Genomic DNA, 12,247 nt, shown 5'->3' on the forward strand with positions numbered 1-12,247 from the left:
CTTGTGCCAACTTTTTGATTTTAATTCAAAAAACTTGACCCATTTCACAAAATAAGAAATTAGATTTTACAAGCTTGAACCATGCTATAAAATGGCTCCAACTCCAATTAATAAAAATAAAGTCGTCTGTCTTGTTAACGGTCGTGTTCATCGCCGGTCAGGAGGAGATTTCCTTGAGAATCTTGACCCTAGCCTTCAAACCGTTATCATGCGCGATTACCCAGAAGCAACCAGTCATGATTTCATCTGTAATGAACATCAGGTTAAATTCCGTTTGGAGGTCTTAGATACCCTTTTTCATCTTGACCTGCAAAAAAACTTTACCGTTAATGATTTACTTAATGAAGAATTAACTAAGGCAAATTTTGAGATTCATGACGTGGAAGAACAACTTCAAACCCAAGAAACTATCGGTGAACGTGTGGCTGATAAAGTTACTGAATTTGTCGGTTCGTGGGCTTTCATTCTAACTTATCTTGGAATTTTAGTCGTTTGGATGTTTGTTAATGTTTCTGGTATTTTCGGAGTCGAGTGGGATAAATATCCATTCATTCTCCTCAACCTTTTTCTATCGATTACGGCCGCAATGCAAGCCCCTTTGATTATGATGAGTCAAAATCGTGCTGCACACCATGACCGCTTGTCTGCTAAAAATGACTTCCAAGTCAATGTTAAATCAGAAAAAGGGGTAGCTGCCCTCCATGAAAAACTTGACCATTTGATGATGGATGATCAAGCTTCAAATATGCAAATTCAAAAAATTCAAACCGAAATGCTTGGAGATATCCAAATTCTTCTTAACGAAGTTTATCAACAAAACCAAGATATTCGTGAGCGTTTGGATGATGTCGAAGATCAACTTGATGATTTTGAAGAAACCTTTGATAGTTTTGAAGAAACTCTTGACAGTATTGAAGAAAATACTGACGATGAGGAAGAAGAAGGCATGGCTAATTCTGATTAAAAAAGTCTGTTCAAATGAACAGGCTCTTTTTTTAACTAAAATAATCTATTTTTTCCTGAATTTCACAGACTGATTGTTTGAGCTTAACTTCTTCTTCAAAAGTTAAGGGAAATTTTACAAGGGCCTCTACTCCCTCTTTACCAATCAAAGCAGGGGTAGAAATATAGGATTTAAACTTTTCATCATAATGTGAACAGATAGTAATACTCTTAGCATCAGAAAGCACCAGATTCATCAGAGATACTGTTGCTGCAGCTATGGCAACATTAGTATAACCTTTCGTATTAAAGACAGCAAAGCCTCCTTGACGCGCTTTTTCTTCTAGGTCTTCTAAATCTAGATTTTTTTCTTTAGCAATCTCTAAAAAAGATTGTCCCCCAACTCTGACCGTTGACCAAGCGGTAAATTGTGAGTTTCCATGTTCTCCAAGGACATATCCTTCAATAGCCCGCCCATCAATCTTTAATGCTTTACTTACCTGTGCTTTCATTCTTGCAGTATCTAAATATGTTCCCGTTCCAATAATATGACTTTGAGGGAGGTTCAGTAATTGAGAATAGAGATTGACAATCACATCATTTGGATTAGTTGTTGCAATCAGAATTCCTTTGAAATTAATTCTATTTAATTGCTCAGAAACTTCTTTAATTTCTGGAATATTTGCTTTTAATTCTGTAAAACGGTCTCCGCCAGGTTTGATTAGTTCAATATGGCCTAAGGTCGATAAAATGATATCGGCATTTACTAAATCAGTATATTCTCCAACATAAATTTTGATATAGAACGGCAAAAGAGAAAGGGCATCTAGCAGGTCTAGAACCTCTGCTTCAGCTTTTTCTCTTTTTTTATCAATAATGACCAACTCATCTACAAGACCTCCTTGAACAATATCAAGAGCCACCGTTGCTCCAACATGACCACAACCAATTAGACCTACTTTACGCATCTTTTCACCCCTTTTTCTTCAGATTTAAATTGAATCTATTATAATACAAAAAGTATGGGAAAACAAGCTATATTTTAAATATTCTGATTATTTAAAACAAATAAAAAACCTCCTAATCTCGGAGGTTTTTTAGCCTATATTATTTACTATTTTCAACCGCTACACGAATAAATTCTGTGTAGAGTTCTTCTGGACGGTTTGGACGTGATTGCAATTCTGGATGATATTGACATGCCACGAAGAATTTTTTATCAGAAAGTTCAACGATTTCAACCAAACGGTTATCTGGTGAAACTCCTGAGAATACGAAACCAGCTTTTTCAAAGTCTTCACGGAATTTGTTATTGAATTCATAACGGTGACGGTGGCGACGTTGAACCACTTCAGCATCATTGTAGGCTGCTTTAGCGCGTGAGCCATTTTTCAATTTAGCTGGGTAAAGTCCAAGACGTAGTGTTCCACCCATGTCTTCAACATCAACTTGGTCACGCATAATGTCAATGACTGGATATTTTGTTTCAGGGTCTAATTCAAATGAATGAGCTCCTTCAAGTCCAAGAACATTACGAGCGAATTCAACTGCTGTCAATTGCATTCCAAGACAGATTCCAAGCATTGGAACGTCATTTTCACGCGCATATTTAATGGCTGCAATCTTACCTTCTGTGCCACGATGACCAAATCCTCCAGGAACAATAATCCCTGCAGCATCACCAACAAGTTCAGCAACATTTTCATCAGTTACATCATTAGCATTAACCCAGTTAATATCAACTTCGGCATCAGATGAATAACCTGCATGTTTAAGCGCTTCAGTCACTGAAATATAAGCATCTGGTAATTCTACGTATTTACCAACCAAAGCAATTTTTACTTTTTTCTTGAGGTTCATGACATGGTCAACCATTGCTGACCATTCTGTCATATCTGCTTTTGGTGCATCAAGTTTTAAATGGTCACAAACGATTTGGTCCATATTTTGTGCTTGAAGGTTCAATGGAATTTGGTATAAGTGTTCAACATCAAGCGATTGAATGACTGCTTCTGGTGCTACGTCACAGAACATCGCAATTTTATCACGCATTTCTGTCGTGATTGGAACTTCACTACGTAATACGAGCATGTTAGCTTGGATACCATATTCACGAAGTGTCTTAGTCGCATTTTGGGCGATTTTAGTTTTCAATTCTCCAGCAGCACGCAAGTGAAGAATTGGAACAGTGTGAATGTACATGACGTTGTCCGCACCAACTTCGGCTTTCATTTGGCGTAAAGCTTCAATAAATGGCAAGCTTTCCATATCGCCAACCGTTCCACCAACTTCTGTGATAATGATATCTGCATCAGTTGTTGTTGCTGCGCGTTTAATTTTTTCTTTCAACATGTTAGTCACATGCGGTACCATTTGGACAGTTGCTCCGAGATATTCTCCCTTACGTTCTTTACGAAGAATCTCACTGTAAACTTTACCGGAAGTAACATTTGAATATTTATTTAAATTGATGTCAATGAAACGTTCATAGTGACCAAGGTCAAGGTCAGTTTCAGCACCATCATCAGTAACAAAGACTTCACCATGTTGATAAGGGCTCATTGTCCCTGGGTCGATGTTAAGGTATGGGTCAAATTTTTGGACAGTGACTTTAAGTCCACGATTTTTAAGCAAACGACCGAGCGATGCCGCTACGATCCCTTTACCCATTGACGAAGTACCACCACCAGTGACGAAAATATACTTAGTTGACATCTAAATCTCCTCTAATCTTTTTACAAAACAGAAATAACTGGGAAAAACAAAAACAGCTCCCCAGAGGGGAGCCTACCGTTACTGATTTTTTATAATAAAAAACCAGTGCCCGAAAATAATTATATCTGATTTTTCCTTTTTTGTCAAAAGTCTGTTTTTTAATTTTTCATGAACCATTGTAATATCAGATTTTTTCTTTTTATTTGTATTAGAAGCTATAAGCTTCACTTCTTTTTCAATTCAGAGCTTCTAAAAAATCTTCTTGTAAATTATTTTTAAATGCAATACCAAAATCTTCTAATACTTTTTGAAGCGCATATAGACTGTAAGCCACTTTATTTGGTCTCGCATTCTCTCCCATGTGCCCAATTCTTAAAACTTTACCTGCTAAATGATCAAATGATCCTGTGATCATCACTCGATAGTTCTCACGCATTTTCCTTAAGATTTCTTGATCATTCAGACCTTCTGGCACTTTAATAACAGAAACGGTGTTTGAATAGCCATTCTGCAGATAAAGTTCCAAAGGAGAATTTTCAATTGCTTGTCTTGTCGCATGACCAATCATCGCATGACGTTTCAAAATTTCTTGGTCGGCAAGAAGATTATCTATCGCTTGGTCTAATCCATAGATATCAGAAATTGGCATGGTATATGGAAACCATTTTTTTTCATAATAATCTTTAAAAGTAAGGAGATTACAATAAAAACTTGCGATGGGGCTTTTTCTCTCTGTCATCGCTTGATAAGCCTCTGTTGAAATAGATGCAATTGTTAAGCCTGGTGGAGCTGAAATCACTTTTTGAGAGCCACCAAGAGCGATGTCAATTTGCCACTTATCAACTTGTAAATCTTCACCACCCATCGCCGCAACCGAATCAACAACGGTTAGAATTCCATATTTTTTTAAGAGAGGACAAATGCTTGAGAGGTCATTTAAGACGCCTGAGGGTGTATCACAATGAACGACTGTTGCATATTTAAAGTCATGGTCTTTTTCTAAAAATTTTTCTAGAATTTCTAAGGAAAATGCTTCTTTTCCTGAACTCTCCAGTAGAATTGCTTCACCTCCGTAAAGCTCAATGAAATCACTAAAGCCATGACCAAAAATACCATTATCAAGCACAAGTACGCGGTCACCTTTTTCGGTTAACGAAGCACAAGCCGCTTCCAATCCTAAAATTCCTTCACCAGCTAAAACTCTGACATCGTTTTTGGTTTTTAAAAATTGAGCAAGTTTACTACAAGTTTTTTTGTAAAAGTCATAAAAGGCTAAATCAATATCCGGATTCGTTGTTGCCTTTGCTCTTGCTAATCGTACATTTTCAGCCACCTCAGTTGGACCTGGGGTCATGATTAACATCTCTTTCATTTATTTGTACCTCGCACGTTCTCCACCAATGAGTTTAGGACGTGATTTAAGAGCTGTTACATGAGCGCCACCAAGTTCTCTTAAAATTGGGCGAACGGGAATTTGGACGTGTTTTACGTGCATTCCAATACTAGTATCACCAATATCTAAACCGGCGTTGGCAACAATATGTTCTACCTCAACTGGAGCTTTAAAGAGTTGGTAGGCGGCAACTTGACCACTTCCACCAGCGTGGAGTTGCGGAATCACAGAAACGATTTCCCAGTCTTTTTTTTCGGCTAATTCCTCTTCAATGAGTAAGGCACGATTAAGATGTTCACATGCTTGGACCGCCAGATAAATTCCTTTGTCTGACAAGGTCTTGTGTATGACAGAAACAATGACCTGACCGATTTCACTAGAACTGGCATGGCCAATTAAACCACCATTTACTTCTGATGAAGATAAACCAAGAACAAAGACTTGACCAGCTTTAATTTCTGTTTGTTTTATGACATCATTGATAATGACTTGTGTGTCTTTTTTAAGCTTTTCTAAATCCATTTAAAATACCTGTCCTTTCAATGAGCGGGCTCAAGACTTTTGCTAAAGCAAAGCCAACCACAACTTGAATAATATTTACCCAAAGTCCCGCAATGGCTGAACCCCAGCCATACATTAATCCACCAACAATAAAATATCCTCCAACCATAAAGACAAGACTGAGCAAAAAGTTAAGCCATTTGTATCTTGTCAATCCTGCGAGATAGCCTTGCCCGCCATGAATAATTAAGCTGAAAAACATGTAGTTACTGTAGCCTGCAGTCAAATCAAGTAGAAAGGCTGCAAAGCCCCCAATTATTGCCGCCTCTCGTTTACCAAACAGAAAGACTGCTGTATAAATTCCGACATCCAAAAGGGTTAATATATTACCGGCTGAACCTGGAATAGGGAAGGTAAATAGGCGACCTAGAACAAAAGTGACTGCTGTCCAAATCGCAAGTAAAGTTAATTTTTTGATATTTCTGTTGTCCATGAGTTTCATCTCCTACTTTTCCTAGAAGTTTGGTTTACTTTTGGAAATTTATTTTTTATTTTGAAAAACACCATATTCATTTGCATTTTGAATGGCTTGATAAACGAAGTCTTTTGCATTCTTGACTGAATCTTTAAAGGGGTGATTATAAGCCATATTGGCCGCAATTGATGAAGCAAAGGTACAACCTGCTCCGTTGTTATTATTTTCTATAATCGGGCTTGATAATTCATAAAAAGCTTTTCCATCATAAGCAAGGTCAATGGCTTGTTTTTGGTCAAAGCGATTTCCTCCTTTGATGACGACATTTTTTGCTCCAAAATCATGCAAAAGTTTGGCTGCTTCTTTCATCTCTGATTTACTTTTTACTGACAGCCCTGTCAGTATCTCTGCTTCTTTGAGATTCGGGGTAATTACAGTCGCCAAAGGAAAGAGTTGGCTGATGAAAAGGTCACGCATTTCATTGACCGAATAGTCAGCATTTTCTTTAAAAACAATGACTGGGTCTAATATAATTGGAGTATCAGATTTCACTGACAGAGCTGTCAGCCAGTTTTTGGTCAGTTCAAGTATTTCTTTATTGGGTAATAGTCCTATTTTTATGGCTGAAAAGTCCACATCGCTTAAACTTTCCAACTCTTCTTGAAAGAGTTCTTTTTCTACTGGATGAACAAAAAATTTATCTTCTTTGACAGTTACAATGCTTGTTAAGGCGCAAAAGCCATAAAGCCCATTGGCTGCAAAAGTCGCTAAATCAGCTTGCATCCCGCCTCCAGATAGGATATCTGAACCTGCAATTGTTAGAATTTTTTTGCTTTCATTTAAATTCTTTGGCATCTTCTCTCCATTAATTTTACTGACAGTAGCTTTTAGATGTCAGTATTTTCCGCATATTTGACTTCTTTCAAATATAAACCCTCAGGTGCTGCTGTTGGTCCTGCAAAATCTCTATTTTTAGAGGTCAATATTTTATCTATTTGGCTGACAGGCATTCGGTCATTACCAATTTTAATGACTGTTCCAACCATGTTTCGCACTTGTTTATACAAAAAGCCATTGCCACGAAAAATAAATTTGAAATTTTCTTCGTCAAGACGGATAATTTCTGCCTGATAAATCGTTCTTACCTTGTCATCAACTGATGAACCCGATGCTGTAAAACCTGTAAAATCATGTTCTCCAACCAACTTTGACATTGCTTCTTGCATCCGCTCAAAATTAAGTGGATAGCGAAAATAGGCTTTAGAATGTCTTTGAAATGGACTCCGTGTAATTGAATTTTCTAGATAATACTCATAGGTTTTTTCATGCTTTTGATATCTTGCATGCCAATCATCTGGGACAAGTTCCACTTTTTTTACTGCAATATCTGCTGGGGTTTGAGTGTCTAAACCAAATCGCAGACGTTCCAAATCACGAACTTTACCCTTTAAATCAAAATGAATGACTTGACCAAAAGCATGAACTCCAGAATCTGTTCGGCCTGAGCCTTGTAAAATAACTGGCTCAAAAGAATTTAACTTCGTCAGTATTTTTTCAATTTCTTTTTGAACTGTTCTTTGATTTGTTTGGCTTTGAAAACCTGCAAAATCTGTGCCATCATAGGCTATTGTGGCTTTGTATCTTGTCATTTTTCTATTATAGCACAATTTTTATTAGGACTTTATTTTCTTTTTTTATAATGGTTTATCCTTTTTTAATATGTTTCTTTTAAATTGCTTTTCGTAAAAAAGTATAAAAAAATGCCCCACTACGAAGGTGGGGCGAGGTTTGGCACCATGATCCGAGGGGGATTCGAACCCTCGACCGTTCGCTTAGAAGGCGAATGCTCTATCCAGCTGAGCTATCGGACCAAATTATTTCTGTCAGTAAATTTTTAAGCTAAAATTACTGACAGAAACAAGTTTATCATATTCTCTTATTTTTTTCAATTATTGACTTGTACCGTAGCCATAGTTCCCTGTGTTTGTATCATCTGTTCCATAGCTAGATGTTGTACTGTCATTACTATTATTATAGCCATCATTGTAAGTATTATCTTGTTGATAAGTAGAATCAGAACTTGAGGTTGCCGTGGAATCACTTGCTGAGCTAGAGGAGCCCGAACTTGAATCTGATTGAACTGAGCCACCACTTGTCGAAACATAATTCCCTGAATTTTTAGAATTCAAAGAAACAAGATTTCCTTGCGTATCAACACCATAAGTCACCGTTGATTTTCCTTTTTCAGTTACAGTAGCTGACGGAAGATAATAAAAAGGTGCTGTTCCTGAGCCAAAAACTGATTCATAAGTAATCAAACTGCTTGGCAAAGTGGTCACTGTTGATTCATCAAGCGATTTCTTCATGATATTTTGCATCGCGAGATAAATATCTGTTGGCATAAATTGATAAGAAGCACCATCAACCATTTCACCAACGCCTTCATATTGAATAGAAACTACTTTGTTAAAGCAATCTTTATAACCTAGTAATGAAGTAATTGTTGAAGCATTAATTGGGATATTAGTTCTAAAATCTTTTGAGGCTTCATTCAAAAATTGTTCATAGCGTGTGATATTATCTAAGGCTAAAATTTTCTTCATGAGTGCTGCAATGACTTCACGTTGGTGAGCTGCCCGACCATAGTCACCATTTGGTAAATGATGTCGGTCACGGGTATAAACTAAGGCTTGGTCACCATTAATATGTTGTTTTCCAGGTGGAACTTTCGCAGTATATTGCGGCTCTGTATCTGAAATATAGAGAGTTTGGCCTGTGGTATTGTTAATATCAATCCCACCAACATTATCAACCATATTAACTAGTCCATCAAAATTGACTGTTGCAAAACTGTCAATATTAATACCAGTCTGAGCACTAATAGTTTTCATAGCATAACTTACGGCATTTTTTAAACCGTCAGAAGATGACCCTGAGTTATAACCTAAGGGATAGGCTGCATTCATTTTTTGCTTAGAAACAATGTTTCCGTCAGCATCTAAAATGTTAGTCATCGTATCACGTTCAATTGAAACCATTGTTGTCGTGTGCGTTTTAGGATTAAGCGTCATCAGAATTTGTGAGTCAGAATTCCCATTCCATGAATCGGAAGTTCCACGCCCTTCGCCTCCTGTGTCAACCCCCATAAGTAGGATTGTTAGAGGTTCAGTTGCCTGAATGACTTGTTCTGTCTTTTTATTCCCAGCATTAGTGTAAGTCATTTTAAAGGCTTTTGTTGTACTGTTCAGAACGGTTAATGTATATCCGCCTGCAGCAATTGCCGTTACTAAAATAATACTTCCAAGCATGAGAAGTGTTTTTATCCAAAGCTTCATATTAGCATTATATCAAAATTCTGATTTTTCACAACAAAAAAAGAAAAATTAGATTTTAATTTTTCTTTAATTATATTTAATTTTACTGACAAAAGGGTCAACTATTAGTCAAAAAATAAAACATATTCGCAAACATCAATTAATTGACCATTTTCATCTCGGGCGCCCCATTTTTTGACATTTTCTAATTCAAAATCAAACTTTTCATAAAGATGACGTGCTTTTTTATTACGTGCTTGGACAGTTAATTCCAAACGTTTGATTGTTCCAACTTCTTCTACCCACTCAAGTGCATCTTCTAGTAGAATCGTCCCAATGCCATAGCCTTGATAATCTTCTGACACAGCGATAAAAAGTTCCGCAATATGACGTACTCGATAATGATAATCCGCCGTCAAATGCAAAATACCAGCAATTTCATCACCAACGAATGCAAGAAAATAAGCATTATTATCTTTCTCAGCTTGTTGATTTAAAAAGTCCGTCATTTCTGCTTCAGAGATTAAAATTCCTACTTCATCAATGGTCAAAAAATTACTTTCTGTTCCAACCTTATTGAGAAATTCAATGACTCTAGAACTGTCGGCGCCATTTGCTTCTCTAACAATTAGTTCTGTAGTCATAAGTTATTAACGAGCTCCTCATATCTTTTTCCATGTGGTTTCAAAATAATTTCACGCTCTTGATCGTTGACCAAATCTTTAGAATACTTATCAAAAATGACTTCCAGATAATTTTCTGGCAAATCATCGCCTAACATTTCACCCCATTCAATGACCGAAACCCCATCACCGAATAAATAATCATCTAAATCAAAACTATCCGGATCATCACCAATGCGATAAACATCCATATGATGGAGTGGCAAACGTCCTTCCAGACTTCTGACAATTGTATAAGTCGGACTTTTAACCATTTGATGAATATCTAAGCCTAAAGCCAAGCCTTTGGTAAAAGTTGTTTTTCCAGCCCCAAGCTCGCCAGTTAAAACAATAACATCTTGAGCTTCTAATTTTCTTCCCAATTTTTGTGCAAATTGTAACATTTCTTCTTCGTTAAATTTCATGATTTTATTATAACACATCCCCTAAGACACTATCTAACGTTTGCAACTGATGAATCTAAAAACAATCAAACTTTAGAAAATTTCAGTATTGCCACTTCAAAAAGTTTATCTCCTTCATTATCACAGTCTTTAAAATAAAAGCTGTCAGTAAATTTTACTGACAGTTTTTCAAAAATTTGGGCAAAATAAAAAACCTTAAATGGCTTTTTATCTTCTTCTGCGACGATATTCTTTTTGTTGTTTTTTATGATTTTTGAGCAATTCATCCGCCTGCATATTAATTTGCTGAGTTTCTGTCAGTACTTTTTCTTCATTTGGCGTTTTTTTAGAACTTACTGATGGCTCAGCTGTCATTGAATTTGAAGGAGTTTTCCCATTTTTAGAAACTTGTGACTTACTGACAGGATTTTTCTTCTTGCCACGGCCACGCAAATGACGCACAAAGGCAATAATTCCCCCAATGATTGTGACTGATGCTGACAAACTGGTCAATGTCATCAAAAGAATATTGTTCCCTTTTGCATTATTGTTGACGGTTTCATTAATAATTGTGGTTGAATTTTTAGTTTCTTTTTGACTGCCAGAATTTTTATCTGTTGAACTGTCTCGATTTTCTACTACCGGAGGCGTTTGATTTTGCCCAACATTATCTGTCTGATTTTGAGCAGTTGTACTTGTTTGTGTTTGATTTTGACTTGTCGAATTCGTTCCTTCAGAGGAACTTGTATTTTGCGAACTACTGCTAGCTGAACTTGCTGAATTTGAGGTACTTGAAGTCCCTGTTGAGCTTTGAGCTGTTGCATCTCCTGAACTTGCTGAAGTCCCGGTTGCCGTTTCTCCATAAGCAATCGTTCCAAAATTAAGCAAGGATATCAGACCTATACTATAAATAATTTTCTTCATAATCAAATTCTATGATAGTTTTCTTAAACGAACTTAAAATTTATTAATGTAATAAATAAACAACGAGGTATTTTGATATTTCTTTCAACCCTTTTTTGGTACAATAAACTTATGAATAAATCAACGTTTTCTTTAAATGATACTGCATGGGTTGATTTTTATCAGCTCCAAAATCCTCGTCAAAACGAAAATTATACTTTTCCTGCTATTATTATCTGCCCTGGTGGTGGTTATCAACATATTTCACAAAGAGAATCTGACCCTCTTGCCTTAGCTTTTCTCGCCCAAGGTTATCAAGTGCTTCTCCTTAATTACACCGTGATGAACAAAGGAACAAACTATAACTTTTTATCACAAAATCTTGAAGAAGTTCAAGCTGTTTTTTCTCTGATTCATCAAAATCATAAAGAATGGCAAATCAATCCTGAGCAAGTTTTCTTACTTGGTTGCTCTGCCGGAGGGCATCTAGCCGCTTGGTATGGTAATTCTGAACAAATTCATCGACCAAAAGGAGTTATTCTCTGCTATCCAGTAACTTCCTTCACTTTTGGTTGGCCTAGTGATTTGTCACATTTTAATTTTGAAATTGAAAATATCTCAGAATATAATATTTCGGAAAAAGTCACTTCCTCAACTCCTCCAACCTTTATTTGGCATACGGCTGATGATGAGGGTGTTCCTATCTATAACAGCCTTAAATATTGTGATCGACTCTCAAAACATCAAGTTCCTTTTGAAGCTCACTTTTTTGAATCTGGACCTCATGGTGTCTCTTTGGCTAATCGGACAACCGCTCCTTCTGATGCCTATTGTCTTCCGTCAGTGCATCGCTGGGTTTCTTGGGCTTCTGATTGGTTGGAAAGACAAATCAAAAATTAAAAATACCACTCAAAAGCGGTATTTTTTTATTGGTTTTA

The 12,247-nt window shown here is 36.6% G+C and carries 13 protein-coding genes and 1 tRNA gene; 2 read left to right on the top strand and 12 right to left on the bottom strand.

All coding sequences use genetic code 11. The features are described from left to right. The first annotated feature begins 91 nt into the window (after positions 1-91). Complete coding sequence (locus tag IAE51_RS05525; RefSeq protein ID WP_012897260.1) at positions 92-964, top strand: DUF1003 domain-containing protein; 873 nt, start codon at positions 92-94, stop codon at positions 962-964. 31 nt (positions 965-995) lie between these two features. Here IAE51_RS05525 and IAE51_RS05530 read toward each other — a convergent pair whose 3' ends face one another. The 12 genes from IAE51_RS05530 to IAE51_RS05585 all read right to left on the bottom strand — a co-directional run bounded on the left by IAE51_RS05530 (position 996) and on the right by IAE51_RS05585 (position 11,330). Beyond that, positions 996-1,910 (bottom strand): L-lactate dehydrogenase, encoded by a 915-nt coding sequence (locus IAE51_RS05530; RefSeq protein ID WP_085624313.1) that lies wholly within the window; start codon positions 1,908-1,910, stop codon positions 996-998. Positions 1,911-2,049: 139 nt separating this feature from the next. Further along, a complete protein-coding gene (locus tag IAE51_RS05535; protein WP_003131516.1) occupies positions 2,050-3,657 on the bottom strand; it encodes a CTP synthase in 1,608 nt (535 codons plus the stop codon). A 235-nt stretch (positions 3,658-3,892) separates the two neighbouring features. Further along, positions 3,893-5,029 carry an alanine--glyoxylate aminotransferase family protein gene (locus IAE51_RS05540; protein ID WP_012897258.1) on the bottom strand — a complete coding sequence of 379 codons (1,137 nt, stop codon included), beginning with the start codon at positions 5,027-5,029 and terminating at the stop codon, positions 3,893-3,895. Next, complete coding sequence (locus IAE51_RS05545) at positions 5,030-5,572, bottom strand: TIGR01440 family protein (protein ID WP_200094958.1); 543 nt, start codon at positions 5,570-5,572, stop codon at positions 5,030-5,032. Then, positions 5,553-6,053 (bottom strand): ECF transporter S component, encoded by a 501-nt coding sequence (locus tag IAE51_RS05550; RefSeq protein WP_003131521.1) that lies wholly within the window; start codon positions 6,051-6,053, stop codon positions 5,553-5,555. The genes IAE51_RS05545 and IAE51_RS05550 overlap by 20 nt, the downstream gene beginning before the upstream one ends. A 39-nt stretch (positions 6,054-6,092) precedes the next feature. Beyond that, positions 6,093-6,881 carry a bifunctional hydroxymethylpyrimidine kinase/phosphomethylpyrimidine kinase gene (locus tag IAE51_RS05555; protein ID WP_015425873.1) on the bottom strand — a complete coding sequence of 263 codons (789 nt, stop codon included), beginning with the start codon at positions 6,879-6,881 and terminating at the stop codon, positions 6,093-6,095. Between the two features lie 32 nt (positions 6,882-6,913). Continuing rightward, on the bottom strand, positions 6,914-7,675 hold the full coding sequence (gene truA / locus IAE51_RS05560) for a tRNA pseudouridine(38-40) synthase TruA (RefSeq protein WP_003131523.1): 762 nt from the start codon (positions 7,673-7,675) through the stop codon (positions 6,914-6,916). Positions 7,676-7,823: 148 nt separating this feature from the next. Next, positions 7,824-7,897: transfer RNA gene (locus IAE51_RS05565), tRNA-Arg, on the bottom strand. A 78-nt stretch (positions 7,898-7,975) separates the two neighbouring features. Then, positions 7,976-9,361, bottom strand: a complete 1,386-nt coding sequence (locus IAE51_RS05570; protein ID WP_029344869.1) for an LCP family protein — start codon at positions 9,359-9,361, stop codon at positions 7,976-7,978. A 104-nt stretch (positions 9,362-9,465) separates the two neighbouring features. Further along, positions 9,466-9,984, bottom strand: coding sequence for a GNAT family N-acetyltransferase (locus IAE51_RS05575; protein ID WP_003131525.1), 519 nt, complete (start codon positions 9,982-9,984; stop codon positions 9,466-9,468). Then, positions 9,981-10,427, bottom strand: coding sequence for a tRNA (adenosine(37)-N6)-threonylcarbamoyltransferase complex ATPase subunit type 1 TsaE (tsaE, locus tag IAE51_RS05580; RefSeq protein ID WP_017864146.1), 447 nt, complete (start codon positions 10,425-10,427; stop codon positions 9,981-9,983). The genes IAE51_RS05575 and tsaE overlap by 4 nt, the downstream gene beginning before the upstream one ends. A gap of 207 nt (positions 10,428-10,634) precedes the next feature. After that, positions 10,635-11,330: an ATPase gene (locus tag IAE51_RS05585; protein ID WP_081213386.1), complete on the bottom strand. Its 696-nt coding sequence runs from the start codon at positions 11,328-11,330 to the stop codon at positions 10,635-10,637. A gap of 111 nt (positions 11,331-11,441) precedes the next feature. Here IAE51_RS05585 and IAE51_RS05590 point away from each other — a divergent pair, with 111 nt between their 5' ends. After that, positions 11,442-12,209: an alpha/beta hydrolase gene (locus IAE51_RS05590; RefSeq protein ID WP_003131528.1), complete on the top strand. Its 768-nt coding sequence runs from the start codon at positions 11,442-11,444 to the stop codon at positions 12,207-12,209. The last annotated feature ends 38 nt before the right edge of the window (positions 12,210-12,247 follow it).

The organism is Lactococcus sp. S64, from assembly GCF_016516525.1.
Classification (GTDB): domain Bacteria; phylum Bacillota; class Bacilli; order Lactobacillales; family Streptococcaceae; genus Lactococcus; species Lactococcus lactis.